The sequence below is a fragment of the Streptomyces sp. NPDC048504 genome (genome assembly GCF_043200035.1).
In the GTDB taxonomy this organism is placed as follows: domain Bacteria; phylum Actinomycetota; class Actinomycetes; order Streptomycetales; family Streptomycetaceae; genus Streptomyces.
This window is the reverse complement of sequence record NZ_JBICXA010000004.1, coordinates 363,250-385,176: the sequence shown is the minus strand read 5'-3', so window position 1 is coordinate 385,176 and position 21,927 is coordinate 363,250. Positions and strand designations below refer to the sequence as shown.

The 21,927-nt window shown below is 69.2% G+C and carries 21 protein-coding genes; 6 read left to right on the top strand and 15 right to left on the bottom strand.

From position 1 onward, the window contains the following. Positions 1-11: 11 nt before the first annotated feature. The 5 genes from ACGFY9_RS12645 to ACGFY9_RS12625 form a co-directional block, all read right to left on the bottom strand. A complete protein-coding gene (locus ACGFY9_RS12645) occupies positions 12-1,286 on the bottom strand; it encodes a DUF6777 domain-containing protein (RefSeq protein ID WP_393753715.1) in 1,275 nt (424 codons plus the stop codon). 116 nt (positions 1,287-1,402) lie between these two features. After that, a complete protein-coding gene (locus ACGFY9_RS12640; RefSeq protein WP_393753714.1) occupies positions 1,403-2,353 on the bottom strand; it encodes a cytochrome c oxidase assembly protein in 951 nt (316 codons plus the stop codon). 164 nt (positions 2,354-2,517) lie between these two features. After that, complete coding sequence (locus ACGFY9_RS12635; protein WP_393753713.1) at positions 2,518-3,543, bottom strand: 6-phosphofructokinase; 1,026 nt, start codon at positions 3,541-3,543, stop codon at positions 2,518-2,520. Between the two features lie 189 nt (positions 3,544-3,732). After that, positions 3,733-4,461: a type 1 glutamine amidotransferase gene (locus ACGFY9_RS12630; RefSeq protein WP_393753712.1), complete on the bottom strand. Its 729-nt coding sequence runs from the start codon at positions 4,459-4,461 to the stop codon at positions 3,733-3,735. A gap of 29 nt (positions 4,462-4,490) precedes the next feature. Continuing rightward, positions 4,491-5,729, bottom strand: a complete 1,239-nt coding sequence (locus tag ACGFY9_RS12625) for a MurT ligase domain-containing protein (protein ID WP_393753711.1) — start codon at positions 5,727-5,729, stop codon at positions 4,491-4,493. Positions 5,730-5,883: 154 nt separating this feature from the next. On the opposite strand from ACGFY9_RS12625, the gene def reads away from it, so the two are divergent. Further along, entirely contained in the window at positions 5,884-6,429 is a 546-nt protein-coding gene (gene def / locus ACGFY9_RS12620) for a peptide deformylase (protein WP_393753710.1), read from the top strand. Positions 6,430-6,820: 391 nt separating this feature from the next. Here def and ACGFY9_RS12615 read toward each other — a convergent pair whose 3' ends face one another. Continuing rightward, on the bottom strand, positions 6,821-7,465 hold the full coding sequence (locus ACGFY9_RS12615) for a TetR family transcriptional regulator (protein WP_393753709.1): 645 nt from the start codon (positions 7,463-7,465) through the stop codon (positions 6,821-6,823). 171 nt (positions 7,466-7,636) lie between these two features. Between ACGFY9_RS12615 and ACGFY9_RS12610 the strand changes: the two genes are divergently transcribed. Beyond that, positions 7,637-8,866, top strand: coding sequence for an acyl-CoA dehydrogenase family protein (locus ACGFY9_RS12610; RefSeq protein WP_033278259.1), 1,230 nt, complete (start codon positions 7,637-7,639; stop codon positions 8,864-8,866). A 314-nt stretch (positions 8,867-9,180) separates the two neighbouring features. On the opposite strand, the gene ACGFY9_RS12605 is transcribed toward ACGFY9_RS12610, so the two are convergent. The 9 genes from ACGFY9_RS12605 to ACGFY9_RS12565 all read right to left on the bottom strand — a co-directional run bounded on the left by ACGFY9_RS12605 (position 9,181) and on the right by ACGFY9_RS12565 (position 17,826). Next, a complete protein-coding gene (locus ACGFY9_RS12605; protein WP_393753708.1) occupies positions 9,181-9,711 on the bottom strand; it encodes a GNAT family N-acetyltransferase in 531 nt (176 codons plus the stop codon). 61 nt (positions 9,712-9,772) lie between these two features. Next, positions 9,773-10,294 carry a cupin domain-containing protein gene (locus ACGFY9_RS12600; RefSeq protein ID WP_393753707.1) on the bottom strand — a complete coding sequence of 174 codons (522 nt, stop codon included), beginning with the start codon at positions 10,292-10,294 and terminating at the stop codon, positions 9,773-9,775. Positions 10,295-10,301: 7 nt separating this feature from the next. After that, positions 10,302-11,516 (bottom strand): cytochrome P450, encoded by a 1,215-nt coding sequence (locus tag ACGFY9_RS12595; RefSeq protein WP_393753706.1) that lies wholly within the window; start codon positions 11,514-11,516, stop codon positions 10,302-10,304. A gap of 7 nt (positions 11,517-11,523) precedes the next feature. Beyond that, a complete protein-coding gene (locus ACGFY9_RS12590; RefSeq protein WP_393753705.1) occupies positions 11,524-12,588 on the bottom strand; it encodes a type III polyketide synthase in 1,065 nt (354 codons plus the stop codon). A gap of 440 nt (positions 12,589-13,028) precedes the next feature. Then, the gene (locus ACGFY9_RS12585) at positions 13,029-13,265 is read right to left on the bottom strand and encodes a DUF6213 family protein (RefSeq protein ID WP_079309507.1); all 237 of its coding nucleotides are present in this window, start codon (positions 13,263-13,265) and stop codon (positions 13,029-13,031) included. A gap of 25 nt (positions 13,266-13,290) precedes the next feature. Further along, complete coding sequence (locus ACGFY9_RS12580; protein WP_393753704.1) at positions 13,291-14,676, bottom strand: NADP-dependent succinic semialdehyde dehydrogenase; 1,386 nt, start codon at positions 14,674-14,676, stop codon at positions 13,291-13,293. Positions 14,677-14,804: 128 nt separating this feature from the next. Then, positions 14,805-15,281: an NUDIX domain-containing protein gene (locus ACGFY9_RS12575; RefSeq protein WP_393753703.1), complete on the bottom strand. Its 477-nt coding sequence runs from the start codon at positions 15,279-15,281 to the stop codon at positions 14,805-14,807. Next, complete coding sequence (locus ACGFY9_RS12570) at positions 15,278-16,816, bottom strand: ATP-dependent DNA ligase (RefSeq protein ID WP_393753702.1); 1,539 nt, start codon at positions 16,814-16,816, stop codon at positions 15,278-15,280. Before ACGFY9_RS12570 ends, ACGFY9_RS12575 begins: the two co-directional genes overlap by 4 nt. Positions 16,817-16,845: 29 nt before the next feature. Beyond that, a complete protein-coding gene (locus ACGFY9_RS12565; RefSeq protein WP_393753701.1) occupies positions 16,846-17,826 on the bottom strand; it encodes an NAD(P)/FAD-dependent oxidoreductase in 981 nt (326 codons plus the stop codon). A gap of 46 nt (positions 17,827-17,872) precedes the next feature. Between ACGFY9_RS12565 and ACGFY9_RS12560 the strand changes: the two genes are divergently transcribed. From ACGFY9_RS12560 to ACGFY9_RS12545, 4 genes are all read left to right on the top strand, one after another. Then, positions 17,873-18,454, top strand: coding sequence for a helix-turn-helix domain-containing protein (locus ACGFY9_RS12560; protein WP_384171558.1), 582 nt, complete (start codon positions 17,873-17,875; stop codon positions 18,452-18,454). Between the two features lie 193 nt (positions 18,455-18,647). Then, a complete protein-coding gene (locus tag ACGFY9_RS12555) occupies positions 18,648-19,625 on the top strand; it encodes an NADPH:quinone oxidoreductase family protein (protein ID WP_393753700.1) in 978 nt (325 codons plus the stop codon). Then, a complete protein-coding gene (locus ACGFY9_RS12550) occupies positions 19,622-20,827 on the top strand; it encodes an acyl-CoA dehydrogenase family protein (protein WP_393753699.1) in 1,206 nt (401 codons plus the stop codon). Before ACGFY9_RS12555 ends, ACGFY9_RS12550 begins: the two co-directional genes overlap by 4 nt. Then, complete coding sequence (locus tag ACGFY9_RS12545) at positions 20,824-21,906, top strand: acyl-CoA dehydrogenase family protein (protein ID WP_393753698.1); 1,083 nt, start codon at positions 20,824-20,826, stop codon at positions 21,904-21,906. The genes ACGFY9_RS12550 and ACGFY9_RS12545 overlap by 4 nt, the downstream gene beginning before the upstream one ends. The last annotated feature ends 21 nt before the right edge of the window (positions 21,907-21,927 follow it).

Below are 21,927 nucleotides of genomic sequence, written 5' to 3'. Positions count from 1 at the left end.
CCGGGTCCGCGTCACGTCTCGGTCGTGGTGGCGGTGACGGTGGCGGCGGTGGGCGTACCGGTCGTCACGGAGGCGGTGACGGGCGCGCTGCTCGTCACGGGCGCACTCGTCGCCGGGGCGCTACTGGTGACCGGCGCGCTCGTCGAGGGCGAGTGGGACACCACCGAGGGCGAACCGGTCGTAGGCGAACTGCTCTGCGGTGGCGGCTCGTTCGTGGGCGAGGACGGTGGTGGCGACGAGGACGTGGGCGGTGGCGGAGTGGACGTCGAGGGCGGTGCCGTGGACGTCGGCGGCCTCAGCGTCGGCCCGGAGGACGTCGGCGGACCCGAGGGAGTGGACGTGCCGCCCCCACTCGTCCCACCGGCCACGCTCAACGTCACGTACTCCCCGAACCGCAGCTCGGTCCCGGCAGGCGGATCGCTCGCCGTGACGTGCGCGTCGTCGGACGGCAGCGCGCTCCCGCCGTACCCGACGGCCAGACCACTGCTCACCAGTCGCTGCCGCGCCGCCCCGAAGGTCATCCCCGCGAGGTTGGGCACAGCGTGCTGCTGCCGGGTGTCGAAGGTGGTGTCGCGCTTGCCCGTCGTACCGACCGGACGCGTGATGCCACGCTCGGGATCGCCGACGTCGACGAGGACGAGCCGCTCCATATTCCGGGGCGCCGGACGCACGGCCACCACCGAGGACGGCTCATATCCGTTCCACTTCTTGTTGCCGTCCGCGAACTTGACGGAAATGCGGCTCGCGTCGCCCTTGAAGGGGCGCAGTGGATTTCCGCACGAGCACTTCGCGGCGGGTTCCCCCTGCTCGTCGACGAGAATCGCGATTCCCGCCTGGAGAAGGGAGTTGTAGGGCGTGGCCTTTCCCTTTTTGTAGTCGTGGTTCTGTACGAGAGTGTCGTGACGCAGGAGCACGGGTGTGAGCCGGTCCAGATAGGCCGGTATCCGATCCGTGGTGATACCCAGCACACCCGACCAGGCGACCGCCTTCTGATGGTTCGCGGGATCGGTCAGAAACCTCTTGAGTTTCGCCACGTCACAGACGGTCGGCTTCTTGGTGCCCCCGTACAGCCCAGGCGTGTCCCCCTGCTGCAAACTGCCCTGCACGGGCATCGAACGCACCTCGGCGTCCTGCCCCAGTCCCTGTTTCTCGTCGAAGAAAGGCGCGAGCGACGGAACTCCGGCGGCGACCGCCTTGACGGCGAGCGTATGTGCGCCCCCGCCGCATCCGTTCAGTCCGCTCACGACCAGGACGCAGACGAGCAGGACGGCGATCCTGCGGATCACCGGAATTCCGGTCCTTTGTACAACAGTGCGAAATGTCATTACCGCTCCCCCCGGTGGCGGTTCCCCCATCGCGCTTATGCTACTGAACGAAATTTCCGTTCAGTTGCCGCATGTGTTCAATTGCTTCGTGTGTTCAATGAGGCCAAATAGGCGTTGTACGCCTCAAGTTCCTTGTCGCCGTCCCGGTCGGCGGCCCGGTCCTGCCGCTTGGCCTGCCGCTGTTCCGAGCTGTACCACTGGAACAGCAGGGCGATCAGCACCAGCACGGACGGCACCTCGCTGAACGCCCAGGCGATACCGCCGGCCGCGTTCTGATCGGAGAGCGCGTCGATGCCGAGCGAGGCGGGCGGGTTCTTGAACGTCTCGACCATCGGCTCCGACGCCATCATCAACGCGATGCCGAAGAACGCGTGGAACGGCATCCCGGCGAACAGCTCCAGCATCCGCATCAGATAACCGGGCCGATTCGGCCCCGGATCCACACCCATGATCGGCCAGAAGAACACCACACCCACGGCGAGGAAGTGCACCATCATCGCGATGTGCCCGGTCTTCGACCCCATCAGGAAATCGAAGATCGGCGTGAAGTACAGCGCGTACAGGCTCGCGATGAACAGCGGGATCGTGAACGCGGGATGCGTGATGATCTTCATGTACCGGCTGTGCAGAAACATCAACAGCAGCTCACGGGGCCCTTTGCGCCCCCTTGCGGCCGGCGGCAGCGCACGCAACGCCAGCGTGATCGGGGCACCGAGCAACAACAGGATCGGCGTCAGCATGCTGATGACCATGTGCTGCACCATGTGCACGCTGAACATGACCATTCCGTAGTCATTGAGCTTGGTGCACATCACCAGCCCGATGGTCAGCACACCGATGACGAAAGAGATCGTCCGCCCCACAGGCCACGAGTCCCCCCGCCGCCGCAACCGCACGACCCCCCAGCCGTACAGCCCGAGCCCGACCAGGCAGGCGATGAGAAAGAACGGGTCGGCCGACCACTCAAGCCCCCGCGCAAAGGTGAACGGCGGCAGATCCATGGTCATACCGTGCCCGCCGTGATCCATCGAACGGCTCCTGATTCGTGGGGGTTGTGCAAGTCTGTCCGCACCAGACTAGAACTGTCCCCACCCGAGCTTGTGACCGGGTCCAGCGCAACCCACCCAGGGGCGCGGGGAACTGCGCGACCAGCCCCAACGCACCCGCACCCGACGAATCACCTACAAGACGCTCAGAGCACGCACTCAGCCTCTTCATACCGATCAGCAGGCACAGTCTTCAGAGTCTCAACCGCGTCGGCCAACGACACCATCACAATGTCGGTCCCCCGAAGCGCGGTCATCTTCCCGAACTCCCCCCGATGCGCGGCCTCCACCGCATGCCACCCAAACCGAGTGGCAAGCACACGGTCGTACGCGGTCGGCGTACCACCCCGCTGCACATGCCCAAGAATCACCGGCCGCGCTTCCTTGCCGAGCCGCTCCTCCAGCTCGATGGACAGCTGCCGCGCGATCCCCGCAAAGCGCTCGTGCCCGTAGACATCCTTCTTGCCCTCGTCGAAGTCCATGGACCCCGCACGCGGCTTGGCACCCTCGGCGGCAACAACGATCGCGAACCGCTTACCCGCTTCGAAGCGTTCGCCGACCCGCGCCGCCAACTCCTCGATGTCGAAGGGCCGTTCAGGTACGACGATGGCGTGCGCGCCGGCCGCCATGCCGGAGTGGAGCGCGATCCAGCCGGTGTGGCGGCCCATGACCTCCACGACGAGAACGCGCTGGTGGGACTCTGCGGTCGTCTTGAGCCGGTCGAGCGCCTCGGTCGCGACACCGACGGCCGTGTCGAAGCCGAAGGTGACGTCCGTGACCGCGATGTCGTTGTCGATGGTCTTGGGGACGCCGACGATCGGGAGTCCGGCGTCGTACATCAGCTTGGCCGCCTTGAGCGTGCCCTCGCCGCCGATCGGGATGATCGCGTCGAGGCCGAGCTCCTCGACATGGCCCTTGGCCCGCTCGACGCCGTCCCTGAGCTGGGAGGGCTGGACGCGGGAGGAGCCGAGAATGGTGCCGCCGCGAGCGAGGATGCCGCTCACCGCATCGAGGTCGAGCTTGAGGTAGTCGCACTCCAGGAGGCCCTTCCAGCCGTCCCGGAAGCCGATGACCTCGTCGCCGTGGTCCACGACGGCGCGGTGCACGACGGACCGGATGACGGCGTTCAGGCCGGGGCAGTCGCCGCCGGACGTGAGGACACCAATGCGCATAGCCCGAAGAACCTTCTCAACGTGGGCCGAAACCGGACCACATCGTCCGGTACGAACCCCGCCACCCTAACGGCAGGAGGGGGCGGGACCGTAGCGTGCGTCCGCCAGCTGGACGACCCCGCTCACCTGCGCGGACAGGCCGTCAGACGGGCTGGTTGCCGGTATCCGAAGAGGAGGTGGACACCTGGTTCAGGCAGGCTGCTGAGCTGCGCCGATGCGCTCGTTGCGGAGCGCCTCGTACCAGCGGTCGTCGATCGGCGGCAGGGCGTTCACATCGAGGGCCAGCTTCAGGAGCAGGTCCGCGATGAGCGGGTTGCGGGCGAGCACGGGGCCGTGCATGTACGTACCGAACACCGTGTCGTTGTACGCGCCCTCCGTGCCGTCGCCCGTGCCGTTGCCCTTGCCGAGCCGCACCTGCGCGAACGGGCGGGCGGTGGGGCCGAGATGGGTGACGCCCTGGTGGTTCTCGAAGCCGGTCAGCTGGGGCAGGCCCAGGCGTGCGTCGATGTCACCCAGGACATCGCCGACGCACCGCTCGCCCTCGCCGCGCGTCGACACCACGTCGAGCAGGCCGAGGCCGGGCTCGCGCTGGCCGAGGTCGTTGATGAACTCGTGGCCGAGGATCTGGTAGCCGGCGCACACCGAGAAGACGATCGCGCCGTTGCCGACGGCCCGGTGCAGACCGCCGTCACGGCGCAGCCGCTCGGCCGCGAGCCGCTGCGGACGGTCCTCACCGCCACCGATGAGATAGATGTCGCCCGAGGTCGGGATGGGCTGGTCGCTGCGCACGTCCAGCCGGGCCACGTCGAGGCCGCGCTGCCGCGCCCGGCGTTCCACGACAAGGGCGTTGCCCTGGTCGCCGTAGGTGCTCAGCAGGTCGGGGTAGATCCACACCAGACGGAGCTGGTTGTCGCTCATGGTCATTCGTCCTCTGGGGGTTCTGGGTCTCAGTTGCCGACGCGGCGGCGCAGGTCCTGGAACGCGGTGTAGTTCGCGATGACCTCGATGCGGCCGGGCGGGGCCATCTGCACGGCCTGGTCGAGGTTGTCGCAGACCTGGAAGTGCTGGTTGGCCACTTCCAGTCGGACCGCGAGGTCCAGCTTGCGGTCGCCCACGACGAAGATGGGGTGGCCGGTCAGTCGGGTGTAGTCGACGTCCCAGAGCCACGAGGTGTCGGTGCCGTCGGCGCCGCGCGCGTTCACCGAGAGGATCACCGGGGTCGGCGGCGGGTCGATCAGGCTGAACGTTTCGAGCCAGCCCGCCGGGTTCTTCGCCAGCAGCAGCCGCAGGTCGCGCTGCATGAACTGGACGACGTCGTAGCGTCCGGCGACGGCCTGCACCCGGTACATGCGCTCCAGGGCGACCTGCGGCGGCACCCCGAAGACGGCGGCGACGGCGGCCGAGGAGGCGGCGTTGGCCTTGTTGGCGCGCCCAGGCAGCTGGAGGTGAATGGGCCAGGCGGAACCGTGCGGATCAAGCACATGATCCCCGGACAGCGCCCAACTCGGCGTAGGCCGACGGAATCCGCACTCACCGCAGAACCAGTCGTCGCCCGGCCGCTGCATCACGCCACCGCACGAAGGACACGACCACGCGTCGTCCTTCCACATCTGCCCGGCGGCGACCCAGATCACGTTGGGGGAGGAGGAGGCGGCCCACACGACCAACGGGTCGTCCGCGTTGGCGACGACGACGGCCTTGGAACCCGACAGCCCCTCACGCCAGTTCTCCGCGAGCATGCGGGTCTCGGCCGCGCGGTCCAACTGGTCGCGGGAGAGGTTGAGCAGGGCGATGCACTTGGGGTCGGTGTCGCGGGCGACGCCGGCGAGGTACTTCTCGTCGACCTCGATGACACCGAACTTGGCGTCCGAGCCACCGGCCAGCGCCGAGGTGATACCGGCGGGCATGTTGGCGCCGAGCGCGTTCGAGACGACGGGGCCGGCGGCGCCGAGGGCCTCGGCGATCAACCGGGTGGTCGTGGTCTTGCCGTTGGTGGCCGAGACGAGCGTCACATCCAGGCTCTGCGCGAGCCGGGCGAGCAGGTCGGGGTCGAGTTTGAGTGCCACTCGGCCGCCGATCACCGATCCGCTGCCCCGCCCCGCGGCACGCGATGCCGCCGCGACCGCCTTGCCCGCCGTCACGGCCAGCTTGGCCCGCGGCGTGAGCGGGTCCGAGTTGCCTGCCATCAGTTCTCGATCCTCCTTGCGTACGCGCCGCGCCTCTGCCTCCGGCAACGTGGTGTGGACCTCAGCCTATCGAGATCCTTATCGGTGCCCGAACCGCGGCACCGCGAACCCGTCGCGGCGGGCGTGCGCCGTAGAGAACCGTACCCTTGCGGCCATGCGATACGGCTCCATCCCGGGCGCCCACGGGCGAGTCCGTCCCCTCACCCTGCTCGGCGACCCCCTGCTGCATGCCCCGTGCGAGGAGGTGACGAACTTCGGCCCGGAACTCGCCCGTCTCGTAGAGGACTTGTTCGCCACGATGTACGCCGCCCAGGGCGTCGGCCTCGCCGCGAACCAAGTGGGCGAATCCTCGCGGGTGTTCGTCTACGACTGCCCCGACGACGAGGACGTCCGCCACCTCGGCCATGTGGTGAACCCACGCCTGGTCGAGGCGGACGGTGTGGTGTTGAGAGGCCCGGAGGGCTGCCTGTCCCTACCGGGCCTGGAGGCGGGGACGGAGCGCTACGACCACGCCGTGATCGAGGGCTTCACGGCGACCGGCGACCCGATCACCGTGCACGGCACGGGCTGGTTCGCACGGTGCCTGCAGCACGAGTACGACCACGTGGAGGGAAAGGTCTACGCGGACCGCGTGACGGGCTGGCGCCACAACCGCTTGATGCGACAAGTGAACCGAGCCTCTTGGCACCGGCCAGGGTGACGCATTTAGGGGCGCGGGGCTATGTGTCGATGTGAGGCTCCGCCGCGTGGGCGCGAGCAGCTCTTCAGCACCGGTGAGCGCAGGTACTTAAGGGGCGCGGGGCTGTGTTGATGTGCGGCTCCGCCGCGGGGGCGCGACCAGCTCTTCAGCATCGGTGAGCGCAGGTTTTTAAGGGGCGCGGGGCTGTGTTGATGTGCGGCTCCGCCGCGGGGGCGCGACCAGCTCTTCAGCATCGGTGAGCGCAGGTTTTTAAGGGGCGCGGGGCTGTGTTGATGTGCGGCTCCGCCGCGTGGGCGCGACCAGCTCTTCAGCACCGGAGAGCGCAGGTTTTTAAGGGGCGCGGGGAACTGCGCGACCAGCCCCCACGCACCCGCACTCCTAACACAACCGGCTAAAACCCCGGCCCGCCAACCTTGTCCCCGGCGGCAGCCAACCGCCCCCACAACAGATCAGCCAGACTCCGCACCAACTCGGCCCGGGAACAAGGCCGTTCACCCAGCCACCAGTCCCCGGCCGCGTGCATCATCCCGACAATCCCATGCCCCCACACCCGAGCCAGCTGCTGACTGTTGGGCCCAAGATCCACCCGCTCCTCGATGACCTGGGCCAACTCCTCGCCCATACGCCGGAGCAGCGGAACAGAGTGATTCCCCGTGTCGAACCCCTGATCCGCGGTCTGCCCACCCTCCACGGGATGCATCAGGAACCGATACACCTGAGGCAGCGCCTCGATCGCGGCGAGGTACGTGTCGAGCGTGGACTCAACCCGCTCCCGACGTTCAGCAGGCGCATCCAACGCCGCCCGCAACGACGACAACAGGGCATCCGTATGCCGCTTGGCAAGGGCGGCGTACAGTCCACCCTTGTCCCCGAAGTGCCGGTACAGAATCGGCTTCGTAATACCCGCTTCCGCGGCGATCGCGTTCATCGAGGCCTGCGGACCATCACGCAGCACCACTCTGTCCGCGGCCTCCAACAACTCGCGCCGTCGGCGATCGGCGGACCGTTGCTGATCGGTCCGCTGCGTGGTGTCCATGAGCTCTCCCCACCCGTGCTGAATCGGTGACGCCTGCGCAAAGTAACACTCAATGTGCCCAACACCTCGAACGGGCTGCCGAGTGGTCATCGGGAGTTGACTTTTCCTACCCGTCGGTAACAGACTCTGTCGTTACCGCAAGTAACATGCTAGTGCGCTGCTGGAGGAGTCATGGCCGAGTTCACCATGGAACTCAACGACGAACAGAAGGAGGTGCGGGACTGGCTGCACGGCTTCGCCGCCGACGTCATCCGCCCCGCCGCCGCCGAATGGGACGAGCGTGAGGAGACTCCCTGGCCGGTCATCCAGGAGGCCGCGAAGGTCGGCATCTACTCCCTGGACTTCTACGCCCAGCAGTACTTCGACCCCACCGGCCTCGGCATCCCGATGGCCATGGAGGAACTGTTCTGGGGCGACGCGGGCATAGCCCTCTCCATAGTCGGCACCGGTCTCGCCGCGGTCGGCGTCCTCGCCAACGGCACCGAGGAGCAGATCGGCACCTGGATTCCCCAGATGTACGGCGACGCCAACGACGTGAAGGTCGCCGCCTTCTGCTCCTCCGAGCCCGACGCCGGCTCCGACGTGGCCTCCATGCGCACGCGTGCCGTGTACGACGAGGCCAAGGACGAGTGGGTGCTCAACGGCACCAAGACCTGGGCCACAAACGGCGGTATCGCCAACGTCCACGTCGTCGTCGCGGTCGTCGACGCGGACCTCGGCTCCAAGGGGCACGCCTCCTTCATCGTCCCGTCGGGGACGCCGGGCCTGTCCCAGGGGCAGAAGTTCAAGAAGCACGGCATCCGCGCCTCGCACACCGCCGAGGTCGTCCTGGAGGATGTGCGCATCCCCGGTTCCTGCCTGCTCGGCGGCAAGGAGAAGCTGGACGAGCGCCTCGCCCGCGCCCGTGAGCGCGCGAAGGCGGGTGGCGGCGAGCGGGTGAAGAACGCGGCGATGGCCACGTTCGAGGCGTCCCGCCCGGCCGTCGGTGCGATGGCGGTGGGCACCGCCCGGGCCGCGTACGAGGTCGCCCTCGACTACGCCATGACCCGCGAGCAGTTCGGCCGGCCGATCATCGACAACCAGGGTGTCGCCTTCCAGCTCGCCGACATGCGTACGTCCATCGACGCGGCGCGGTTGCTGGTGTGGCGGGCGTCCTGGATGGCCGTGAACGGCAAGCAGTTCACGGCGGCCGAGGGGTCGATGTCGAAGCTGTTCGCGAGCGAGACGGCGAAGAAGGTCACCGGGCAGGCGATTCAGATCCTCGGCGGGAACGGGTACACCCGTGAGTATCCGGTCGAGCGGATGCATCGGGATGCGGCGATCTACACGATTTTCGAGGGGACGAGTGAGATTCAGCGGCTGGTGATCGCGAGGACGCTGTCGGGGATGCCGATTCGTTGAGTTTCGGGTGCGGGCGAGTGGGGGCTGGTCGCGCAGTTCCCCGCGCCCCTAAAAGACCTGCGCTCGCCGGTGTTGAGAGGTGGTCGCGCTCGCGCGGCGGAGCCGCAGATCGATACTGCCCCGCGCCCCTAAAAGACCTGCGCTCGCCGGTGTTGAGAGGTGGTCGCGCTCGCGCGGCGGAGCCGCAGATCGATACTGCCCCGTGCCCCTAAAAGACCTGCGCTCGCCGGTGTTGAGAGGTGGTCGCGCCCGCGCGGTGGAGCCGCAGATCGATACAGCCCCGCGCCCCTTCAGGGGCACGGATGTTCACCGTGTCAGGCGTGCCAGTCCTCGGCGAGCAACCCGAAGATCACCTCGTCGATGAATTCGCCGTTGACCCATGCGGCGCGGCGGAGTTGCCCCTCCTGTGCGAACCCGACACGGGAGGCGGCCCGGATCATCGCCGTGTTGTCGGCCAGGGTCTCCAACTGCAGCCGGTGCAGGCCGCGGACGGTGAAGCCGTAGGTGCACAGCACCTCGACGACATCGACGGCGAGTCCGCGGCCGCGGAACCCCGGCCGCAGTGACATGCCCAGGTGGGCGCTTCTGTTGTGGGTGTCGATGCCCCAGAGCCCCGCGGTCCCCGCCAACTCGTCGTTGTCGAGGGAAACGACAGCGAAGGGGGCGGCATCGTCGTCAGGTTCGGTGACCGCGAAGGGCGAGGCCTCGCTGCCCGGTGAGACGGGACGCCAGGGCCGTGAGTCCGCTCGCGATCTCGTCGCCACGTCGTCGTACAACTCGGCGTGCAGGACCGGGACATCCGACTCGTGCCGGGCCCGGAGCCCGATCTTGGTTCCTCGCAGCATGGACTGTTCTCAGTCGACCCGCTCGGCGCCGAACAACTCGATCACCGACCGCGTCGGAGGGTCAACGGTGCTTGAGGGGCGTCAGCTGCTCGATGTCGTACCGCCCCCGCAACTCCTCGATCGCCGCATGATCCGGCGGACCCCCACTGCCGAGGATCTCCAGCAGCTCCTCGAAATACCGTTCGTGGTCCGGCGGCGGAGACGCCTGGAAGAACATCTTCGCGGGCGTCTCCGTCGGGTTCGCGAACGCGTGCGGGCAGCCCGGCGGTACGACGATCACCGTGCCCGGTGTCGCCCGTACCACCCGGGTGCCCGAACTCGACTCCCAGCGCTGCCAGTTGTCCGGTGTCCGGATGCGCGGCTCGAAGGCGAGCACGTCCAGCTCGCCTTCGAGCACGTAGAACAACTCCTCGCTGCGCGTGTGCACATGGGCCCCGACGTCGAACCCCGGCGGCACCACCACCTCGAAGGTGGACGCCGTCCGCGAATGCGAGCCGGTCACCTTGAACGTCACGTGCTGCGCGGGTGTCTGTACGATCCGGCCGTGCCCCGGCGGCACGAGCAGCCCCTCCGTCGCCGTCATCGGCACCTCACCACGTCACGGGCAGTGCCTCGGGACCGCGGATCAACGCGCCCTTCTTGAACGGCACTTGATCGGCCGGAACCGCGAGCCGCAGCCCCGGCAACCGGTCAAGGAGCGCGTCCACCAGCAGCTCGGACTCCATCCGCGCCAGCATGTTGCCGGGACAGAAGTGCGGGCCGAAACCGAAGGACACATGCGGGTTCGGACTGCGCGAGAAGTCGATCTTCTCGGGGTCGGGGAAGACGTCCGGGTCACGGTTGGCGGCCAGGTACGACACGTACACCGGGTCGCCCGCCCGCATCCGTACGCCTCTGATCTCCACGTCCTCCATGGCGATCCGGGACAGCCCGACCGCGTTGCGGTGCGGGATGTAGCGCAGCAGTTCGTCGATGGCCTGGGGCCTCGACTCCGGCTCGGCGCGCAGCCGTTCGACGAGATCGGGACGGGTCAGCAGCAGATAGAACATCTGCCCGCTGTTGTTGGTGACCGCCTCGCCGCCGATCTGCAGCAGCACCGCGAGCCCGACCGCCTCCTCCAGCGTGATCTCCTCCCGGCCCACGGCGGCACCGAGCAGCGAGGCGACGTCCTCGCCGTCGCTGCCCTCCCGCAGACCGATGAGATCGCCGAAGTAGGCGCCCATCTCCTGCTTCGCCTTCTCGCTGACCTTGGCGCCGTGCGAGGAGGACAGGATGAGCTGGGTCCAGGTGTGCATGCCGTGGTGGTCGGCGGCCGGGACGCCCATCAGCTCGCAGATCACCGCGATGGGGAAGGGACTCAGCACCGTCTCGGTGAGATCGGCCGGCGGTCCGTCCTGGAGCAGCTCGTCGATCAACTCGTCGAGCAGCAGCCGGGATTGGTCCCGGACCCGCTCCACCCCGCGCGCCGTGAACGCCGGGGCCACCGAGCGCCGTAGCCGCGTGTGGTCCGGCGGGTCGAGGAAGCCGACCGCGCCGCGCGCCGGGATGAAGTGCGGGGCGAGCCGGGTCACCGGCTGGTCCATCACCGCCTCGCGGCTGAACCGGGGATCGTTGGTGACCATCCGCACGTCGTCGTGCCGGGTGACCAGCCAGGCCCAGCCCTCGCCGTTGGGCAGTTTGATCCGGTTGACCGGACCCTCCCGCATCAGCTTGGCGAGGACGGGGTCGAAGTCCACCCCGGTCAGGTCGAGGGCCGGCCAGGGCCGGACCGGGGGCAGGGTCTCGGTGAGCGTCTCTTCAGTCATGCCGTACTCAAGCCGTCTCTCGGTCGTCGTTGTGCCAGCGGCCCAGGGCCATCTCGGCGGTGATACCGGGGCCGAACCCGGCGAGCAGTCCGCGCGCCCGGTGTTCGGCGCCGCCCTCGTCGAAGAGCCGGCGCAGCGCGTCCAGGACGACGGCGCTGGCGATGTTGCCGTACTCGGTGAGGGTGGCCCGGCTGAAGCGGAACGCGTGCGGGTCGACCTGCAGGAATTTGCTCAGGTCGTCGAGTATTCGGGGCCCGCCCGCGTGGACTATGTAGAAGTCCAGGTCGGCCGCGTCCCAGCCGTGCAGTCCCGCGAGGTCCTGGAGCGCCGGTGCGAGGGGCTCCATGGTGGCCGGCACCCGCTTGTCCAGCAGGAAGTGGAAGCCGGTGGCCCGGACGTCGTACATGATCCACTCTTCGGTCTTGGGGATCAGGTACGACCCGTTGCGCTCCAGCTGGATGCCCGTGCCGCCCCGTCCGCGCACGACCGCGGCGGCGATGCCGTCGCCGAACAGCCCGTTGGACAGCAGGGAGCCGATGCCGAGGTCCGTCGGCTGGTAGCACAGCGAGCAGAACTCGCAGGCGACGATGAGTGCGTTGGCCTCGGGATAGGCCGTGCAGAAGTCGTGCGCCCGGTTGATGGCGGCGCCGCCGGCCGCGCAGCCCAGCTGGGCGATGGGGATCTGGCGGGTGGTGGACTGGAAGGCCATCTCGTTGATCAGCCAGGCCGTGAGCGAGGGCATCATGAAGCCCGTGCACGAGACGTAGATGATCACGTCGATGTCCGTGGTGAGCAGCTCGGCCTCGTCGAGCGCGCGCTGCACGACCGACGGGACCCGGGCCTTCGCCTCGGCCGTGTAGATCTTGTTGCGGTCCTCGAACCCGGGGTGCTTCAGGGTCTCCTCGATGGGCTGCACGATGTGCCGGGTACGTACACCGGTGTTCTCGATCAGCCGGAGGGCCAGCGGCAGGTTGGGGTGGTCCGCGTGACGGGAGCGCGCCAGCTCCAGCGTCTCCTCCATCGTGATCACGTGCTCGGGAACCGACACCGAGGGCTTGCACAAAGTCGCCATGAACCGTCCCTGCTTTCGCCTTCCGGAAGGCCTTCGCCCGCCGGTCAGAAGGTGGTTCACCTCAGAGGGTGGTGCACCCACGATCACCCTTGAGAGCGACGATCTCTCGGTGGACTACTCCAATTCAGGGACCCCTGTGTAAAGGTCGGATCAGTATCCGGCCCCCACCGACGGAGCACGCGATGACCACGAACCCCCTCGTATCCCGCGTCGCGACCGACCCCGCCCCATGAGTTCCCGGCGAAGGGCGAGGCACGGTCGACCAGCTACGAACCCTTGTCGGCGGCCGGTCCTGTCCGGCGCTGCGCGAGCACTACGAGGTGTGTTCTGGGCGAGTCTTCCAACGCAGGCTCAGGGCACCCCCTAGGGGCGCGGGGCCGTATCTCCTGCGGCTCCGCCGCGTGGGCGCGCCCAGCCACAACGAACCCGCACTCAGCGAACTACGAAGCGCCCCCACTGCTATGCGCAATACACGCGACGTCAATCCGATCCGCCAGCTTCGCCAGCTCGATCGTCAGCGCGGCCACCGTGTCCTCGTCGAGCCCGTCCTCCCCGGCCTCGACAAGGTGCAGCCACCGCCCACCCACCGTACGCAAAAGCTTGCTGACATCGGCGGCAGCCACCTGCAGGGTCCCGCGGTCGTCGACGATCAGAGGCAGAGTCACTTCGCGGTTCACAGAGGGGATCGTAGCCGCGGAACGCTCACGCTCCGTGCCATACCGTGGTGATGTTGCAGAACTCGCGGATTCCGTGCGCCGACAGTTCCCGCCCGTACCCGGACCGCTTCGCCCCGCCGAACGGGAACGCCGGATGCGACGCGGTCATCCCGTTGAAGAACACCCCACCGGCCTCCAGGTCCCGTACGAACCGTTCGACCTCCGCCTCGTCCCGCGTCCACACGTTGGAACTCAGCCCGAACGGCGTGTCGTTGGCGACGAGGACGGCCTCGTCGAGGTCCGCGACCCGGTACAGCGTGGCGACGGGTCCGAACGTCTCCTCGCGGTGGATGCGCATCTCGCGGGTGATGTCGGTGAGGACGGTCGGCGGGTAGAACCAGCCGGGCCCGTCCGGCCGCTCACCGCCGCACAGCACGGTCGCCCCGCTCTCCACCGCGTCGTCGACGAGTTCCTCCAGATCGCTGCGGCCCGCTTCGCTGGCGACCGGTCCGACCTCGGTCTCCTCCTCCAGCGGATCACCGACCGTGAGCGCCCTCATGCCGGCCACGAACCGTTCGGCGAAGGCGTCGAAGACATCCGTGTGCACGATGAACCGCTTCGCGGCGATGCACGACTGCCCGTTGTTCTGCACGCGCGCGGTCACCGCGACCTGCGCGGCCCGCTCGATGTCGGCGGACGGCATGACGACGTACGGGTCGCTGCCGCCCAGTTCCAGCACCGTCTTCTTGACCATGTCCCCGGCGACGGACGCGACCGCTCGGCCCGCGGGCTCGCTGCCGGTGAGCGTGGCCGCCTTCACCCGCTCGTCGCGCAGGATCTCCTCGATCGCGCCGGAACCGACCAGCAGGGTCTGGAAGGCGCCCTCGGGGAAGCCCGCGCGGTGGAACAGGTCCTCCAGGTAGAGGGCGGTCTGCGGCACGTTCGACGCGTGCTTGAGCAGGCCGACGTTGCCCGCCATCAGCGCGGGCGCGGCGAAGCGGATCACCTGCCACAGCGGGAAGTTCCATGGCATGACGGCGAGGACGGGACCCAGCGGCCGGTAGCGGACCAACGCCCGTGAACCGCCCGAGTCCTTGACGTCCGCCGCGGCCGGCTGCTCGTCGGCGAGGAGTTCCTCGGCACGGTCGGCGTACCAGCGCATCGACTTCGCGCACTTGGCGGCCTCCGCGCGGGCCTGCTTGACCGGCTTGCCCATCTCGGTGGTCATGGTCCGGCCGATGTCCTGCTGGTCCTCGTCGAGCAGATCGGCGGCCCGGTGCATGAGCCGGGCGCGCTCGGCGAAGGAAGACGTCCGGTACGTACGGAACGTGGCCTCCGCGAGCTGGAGCCGGCGCTCGATCTCCTCGGCACCCATGGCCTCGTACGTCTTGAGCGTCTCGCCGTTCGCCGGGTTGACCGTCGCGATGGGCATGGCTGACCTCCTGGAGCGGGCTGTGCTTCGACCTTCCCGCGTGGCACGGGGGACCGCAACGCGTACACGGCTGTTTTGATTTGTTCGCCTCCGGGGCGCTCCAGTCGGTGTCGAGAGGGCGACCGTGCTCAGCCCGAGTGCTCCGTCAGTCGGTCGAGAAACGTGGCCTGTGCTGTGACGACGACCTCCCGCGCGCGTTCGACGCTCAGCCACTCCACCCGGTCCAGCTCCGGGAACTCCTGGACCTGCCCGGACTTCGGCGGCCACTCCATCCGGAAGGTGCCGGGAACCATGACCGCCGGATCAAGATCCGCCTCGATCGCCCACGCGGTGACGACCTTCCCGTTGCTCTGCCGCACCTCGCCGAGCTCGATCGCCTCGCCCTCCGGCGGCGCGATCCCCAGCTCCTCCTGGAACTCGCGCCGGGCCGCGTCCCAGGCGGCCTCGTCGGGCTCGTACTCACCCTTGGGCACACTCCACGCCCCAGCGTCCCGCCGAGCGAAGAACGGGCCACCCATATGGCCGAGCAACACCTCCAGCCCACGATCGGTGTGCCGGAACAACAACAGCCCGGCGCTCCGCTTCCCCCTCGCGTCCCCACTCACGGCTTCACTTCCGGATGCGCCGCCAACAACGTCTCCACCGAGTCCGCCTCCTCCGCCCGCTTGTCCTCCCGATACCGCACGACCCGCGCGAAGCGCAGCGTGATACCGGCCGGGTAGCGGGTCGACTTCTGCAGACCGTCATACGCGATTTCCACGACGAGTTCGGGCCGTACGGTCACCACGTGGCCGTCGCTCTCCACGGCCAGCTCCTGGAGGCGCTCGGTCTGCCAGGTCAGCACGGCGTCGGTCATGCCCTTGAAGGTCTTGCCGAGCATCACGAAGGAACCGTCCGAACTCCGGGCGCCCAGATGGAGGTTGGAGAGTTTGCCGGTGCGGCGGCCGTGGCCCCACTCGGCGGCCAGGACGACCAGGTCGAGCGTGTGGACGGGCTTCACCTTCAGCCAAGAGGCGCCTCTGCGGCCCGCGTTGTACGGGGCGTCAAGTCCTTTGACCACGACGCCCTCGTGGCCGCGCTTCAAGGTCTCGGCGAGGAAGGCCTCGGCCGCCGGGATGTCCTCGGGGCCGGACACGAGAGTCCGGCGTACCCGCATCGGCTCAGGCACCAACTGGGCCAGTTCCGCGTGCCGTTCGGCGAACGGCAGGTCGAGCAGGTCGCGGCCGTCCACGGACAGCACGTCGAAGAACACGGGGGAGACGGGGACCGTCTCGGCGGCCGCGGCCACGTCCACCCGGGAGCCGACCCGGCCCGCCGTCTCCTGGAAGGAACGGGGCCGCCCGTCCTCGTCGAAGGAGATGACCTCACCGTCCAGGATGAACCGCTCGCCCCTCAACTCCATTGCGGCGGCGGTGAGTTCGGGAAGACGGTCGGTGATGTCGTCGAGGGTGCGGGTGTAGAGCCGTACGACCTCGCCGTCGCGGTGGACCTGGACGCGGATGCCGTCGAGCTTCTCCTCGACCGCGCAGGCACCCAGCTTCTCGACCGCCTCCGCGACGGACGTGGCGCTGTGCGCGAGCATCGGCAGGACCGGGCGGCCCACGGTGAGGTGGAAACGGTCGAGCGCGTCGGGCCCGTCCGCGAGCAGGGCCTCGGCCACCGTCTGGAGCGAACCGGCCAGCATCACGGCCCGCCGAACATCCGTCGCGGGCGCGCCCGTTGCCTCGGCCAGCCCCTCCACGGCGACCGCGTCCAGCGCGCCCTGCCGGACCTCGCCGGTGATCAGCCCGAACAGGAAGCGCTGCTCGTCGGCGGTGGCCGCGCCCATCAACTCGCCCACCAGACGGGCGCGTTCGGCCTGTGAACCGGCGCCCGACACCTTGCCGAGGCCGGTGAGCCGGGCGTCCACCTCGCGCACGGTGAGAGTGGGTTCCGATGCCGGTTCGACGGGCCGGCTCAGCACCTTCCAGCCGATGCCGAGGCGCCCCTGCGGCAGGCGGCCCGCCAGATACGGGATGACGATCGGGACGTCGTCGGCCTCCGCGTCCCGGAAGAGCTCCGCGAGCAGAGCGATCTTCCGGGACCGCGCCGAGGTGGCGGCGACCTCCTGGGACACATGCGCGAGCCGGGTCAGCAGCATGCAGCCATCGTGCAACGGAGGCGGGCGGTCTACACCCGGACGGCCGCGTCGAGATCGCTCATGAGCAGCTCGCCGTTGATCGTGGCGCCCGCCCGGTACCCTGCGGAGGCCGCGTTCACGACTTGCTCCCCGAAGCCCATCGCGTTGCCGACGGCCCACACTCCGCGCACGGTCGTCAGACCCGTCGGGTCGACCACGGGGTACGCGCCGAACGGGGTCTCCTGCAGCTCGGCGCCCAGCTTCTCCAGGAGGCCCGTCTGCGGGACGGCCCGAGGCGCTACGAACAGGGCCTCGCGGGGGTGTGTGGTGCCGTCCGTGAGGCGGACGCCGGTGAGCCGGTCTTCCTGGACCACCAGTTCCGCGACCTCACCAGGTACTACGGCGACCCCGGCCGCTGCCAGCCTGCGCAGGTCGTCGTCCGTCAGCTCGGACTCGGCGACCGTGTGCAGGAACAGGGTCACGTCCTTGGACCACTGCGAGACCATCAGCGCCTGGTGCACGCTCATCGCCGTCGTCGTGAGCACCCCGAAGGCCTGGTCACGGACCTCCCAGCCGTGGCAGTACGGGCAGTGGATCACGTCCCGCCCGAACCGCCCGGCGACTCCGGGGACGGCGGGCAGCTCGTCCTTGAGCCCGGTGGCGATGACGAGCCGACGTGCGTACACGGTCTCCCCACCGGCAAGCGCGACGGCGAAGTCCTCGCCCTCGATCTTCGTGGCGTCCACCGCGCGGTCCCGGACCAGATCGACGCCGTAGCGCGCGATCTCCTCGCGGCCCAGGGCGAGGAACTCGGCGGGTGACATGCCGTCCCGGGTCAGATAGCCCTGCATGTGAGCGGCGGGCGTGTTGCGCGGCTCACCGGCGTCGACGACCAGCGTGCGACGCCGGGACCGGCCCAGGACCAGCGCGGCGGAGAGCCCTGCCGCTCCGCCCCCGATGACGACCACTTCGTAGGTTCCCGTATGTGTCTCGGTCACGGTGACCACCTCCACCCCCGAAGGTCGACCCATCACTGCCGTATTGACAAACACGTTTGCCGAAACTGCAATATCGGTCATGAACGACGACACGGACGACGTACTCGCGGAGGTCGGCCCGAGGCTGCGACGGATCCGCAAGGAGAAGGGCGCGACGCTCGCCGGCCTCTCGGAGGCGACCGGCATCTCGGTGAGCACCCTGTCCCGCCTGGAGTCCGGCCTCCGCAAGCCCAGCCTGGAGCTGCTGCTGCCGATCGCGCGGGCGCATCAGGTGCCGCTGGATGAGCTGGTGGGGGCGCCGACGGTCCGAGACCCGCGCGTACGCGCCGAGCCGATCGTGCGCGGCGGCCGCACCCACTGGCCCCTGACACGCCAGCCCGGCGGCCTCCAGGCTTACAAGGTCCTGGAACCGCAGCGGAAGGTCGAGCCGGATCTCCGGACGCATGAGGGCTACGAGTGGCTGTACGTGATGTCCGGGCGCCTGCGTCTCCTGCTGGGCGAGCACGACGTGGTGCTGGGGCCGGGGGAGGCCGCCGAATTCGACACCCGGGTACCGCACTGGTTCGGCTCGACAGGCGAGGGCCCGGTGGAATTCCTGAGCCTGTTCGGCCCACAGGGGGAGCGGATGCACGTAAGGGCAAGGCCGAAGCGCGGCCAGTGAAAAACGCCGCCCCCTGCAGCGCCCGCTTTTTCAGGGGCGCGGGGAACTGCGCGACCAGCCCCCACCGGCCCGCGCTGAAAGAACTACACGCACCCACCGCACCGTGACGAACCCGACTGTTCCCTCATCGGCAAGCGACCGCTTAGTATGCAACCGACCCCGGTCAGACAGAGCAGTCCCGTGGAGGCCCCGCATGCAGGCATGGCAAGTGCACGAGAACGGCGAGCCGAGTGAGGCGATGCGCCTGACGGAGGTGGAACGACCCACGCCGGGCGACGGCCAGGTCCTGCTGAAGGTACGCGCAGCGAACATCAACTTCCCGGACGTCCTGATGTGCCGAGGCCACTACCAGGTCAGGCCCCCGCTCCCGTTCACCCCGGGCGTCGAGATCTGCGGCGAGACCGAGGACGGCCGCCGAGTGATCGCCAACCCCGCGCTGCCGTACGGCGGTTTCGCCGAGTACGCCGTCGCGGACGCCGCCGGTCTGCTGCCCGCCCCCGACTCGCTGGACGACGCCGAGGCCGCCGCACTCCACATCGGCTACCAGACGGGCTGGTTCGCCCTCCACCGGCGTGCCCACCTGGAGGCGGGCGAGACCCTGCTCGTGCACGCCGCAGCCGGCGGGGTGGGCAGCGCGGCCGTACAGCTCGGCAAGGCAGCCGGTGCCACCGTCATCGGTGTCGTCGGCGGTGCCGAAAAGGCTGTTGTGGCACGGGAGTTGGGCTGCGACGTCGTGATCGACCGGCGTACCGAGGAAGTCGTCGCGGCCGTCAAGGCGGCCACCGGCGGACGCGGTGTCGACGTGATCTTCGACCCGGTCGGCGGCGACGCCTACACGCAGTCCACGAAGGTCGTCGCCTTCGAGGGCCGGATCGTGGTCGTGGGCTTCGCGAGCGGCACGATTCCCAGCCCCAGCCTCAACCACGCCCTGGTGAAGAACTACTCGGTCCTGGGCCTGCATTGGGGCCTCTACGCCGTCAAGAACCCGAAGCTGATCCTCGACTGCCACGAGCAGCTGACCGACCTGGCGGCGCGCGGCGCCATCAAGCCGCTGGTGAGCGAGCGCGTCCCGCTGGCCGGCTCGGCCGCCGCCGTGCAGCGGGTCGGCGACGGTGTCACCACCGGCCGGGTCGTCATCGTCCCGTCGTTGGAGAACGGAGCCGCCGTATGAGCGAAGAGACCACGGGAGCGGCCACGAGCGCGGCCGAACTGCGCCGCCGCACCCAGGAGTTGCTGGCCGCGCACCCGCCGCTGCAGACCGACCGGCTCGACTTCCTCAAGGCCCGTTTCGACGCGGGGCTCGCGTGGGTGCACTACCCCGAGGGCCTCGGCGGGCTGGGTGCCCCGCGCGCTCTCCAGGCCGTCGTGGACGCCGAGTTGGAGGCGGCCGGGGCTCCCGACAACGACCCGCGCCGGATCGGGATCGGCCTCGGCATGGCCGCGCCGACCGTCCTCCGCTTCGGCACCGAGGAGCAGAAGCAGCGCTTCCTCAGGCCCCTTTGGGTGGGCGAGGAGGTCTGGTGCCAGCTCTTCAGCGAGCCGGGTGCCGGGTCAGACCTGGCCGCGCTCGGCACGCGCGCGGTGCGTGAGGGCGACGAGTGGGTCGTCAACGGGCAGAAGGTGTGGACGTCCAGCGCCCATCTCGCCCGCTGGGCCATCCTCATCGCGCGCACCGACCCGGACGTGCCCAAGCACGCGGGCATCACCTACTTCATCTGCGACATGACCGACCCCGGCGTCGAGGTCAGGCCGCTGCGCCAGATCACCGGCGAGGCCGAGTTCAACGAGGTCTTCCTCACCGACGTCCGTATCCCCGACGCCCATCGCCTCGGCGAGATCGGTGACGGCTGGCGGGTCGCGCAGACCACGCTGATGAACGAGCGCGTCTCCATCGGCGGCATGCGCATCCCGCGCGAGGGCGGCATGATCGGCCCGATCAGCCAAACCTGGCGCCAGCGCCCGGAGTTGCGCACCCACGACCTCCACCAGCGCCTCCTCAAGCTCTGGGTGGAGGCCGAGGTCGCCCGGCTCTCCGGCGAGCGGCTGCGCCAGCAGCTCGTCGCGGGCCAGCCCGGCCACGAGGGCTCCGGCATGAAGCTCTCCTTCGCCCGCCTCAATCAGGAGATCAGCGGCCTGGAGGTCGAACTCAGGGGCGAGGAAGGCCTGTTGTACGACGACTGGACCATGCGGCGCCCGGAACTGGTCGACTTCACCGGCCGTGACGCCGGCTACCGCTACCTCCGCTCCAAGGGCAACAGCATCGAGGGCGGGACCAGCGAGGTCCTGCTGAACATCGTCGCCGAGCGCGTCCTGGGCCTCCCGGCCGAGCCGCGCACCGACAAGAACGTCGCGTGGAAGGACCTGGCCCGATGAGCGCACAGCCCGACTTGCTCTACTCGGAGGAGGAAGAGGCGCTGCGCGCCGCCGTCCGGGACCTGCTCACCGACCACTGCGACGCGGCGAGTGTCATCGTGCGCACCGAGTCGGACGCCCCGCACGACCTGTCCCTCTGGAAGTCCCTCGCCGACGGCATGGGTCTCGCCGGTCTCCTGGTGCCCGAGGCGAAGGGCGGCCAGGGTGCCACGCACCGCGAAGTCGCCGTCGTCCTGGAGGAGTTGGGCCGCGCGGTCGCCCCGGTTCCGTACCTCACGAGCGCGGTCGTCGCCACCGAGGCGCTCCTCGCGTGCGATGCGGACGACCTGCTCGCGGACCTGGCCTCGGGCCGGAAGATCGGCGTCCTCGCCGTCTCCCTGAGCGTCGCACCGGGCGACGCACACAAGGCCGTACGGCAGGAAAACGGCTCTCTGTACGGGGAGTTGACCGGTATCGCCGACGCAAGCGCCGCCGATGTGCTGCTGGTGCCGGGGGAGGACGGCGGGCTGTACGCGGTCGACGCGGGCGCCGTGACCGTCGTACCGCAGGTGTCCCTCGACCTGACCCGGCCACTGGCGCGCGTGGTGTTCGACGGGGCCGCCGGGCGCCGGATCGGGGACGTCGGACCCGCCGTACGACGTGCTCTGCGGGCCGGGGCCGGGCTGCTCGCGTCCGAGCAACTCGGGCTCGCAGAATGGACGTTGACCGAGACGGTCCGGTATCTGAAGGAGCGCAAGCAGTTCAACCGGCCCGTCGGCGGGTTCCAGGCGCTCAAGCACCGGCTCGCGCAGCTGTGGCTGGAGGTCGTCAGTCTGCGGGCCGCCGCGCGCAACGCGGCCGATGCCCTCACGACCGGTGACGACACGGATGTGGCGGTCGCCGTCGCGCAGGCCTACGCGGCGTCCGTGGCCGTCCACGCGGCCGAGGAGACCGTGCAGTTGCACGGCGGCATCGGCATGACGTGGGAGCACCCGGCCCACCTCTACCTGAAGCGGGCCAAGGCCGACTCGATCGCCTACGGCACGGCGGGCGCCCATCGCGAGGCGCTGGCGGAACTGGTCGATCTGTCAGCCCCCTGACCACCGGTCGTCCATCCGGTG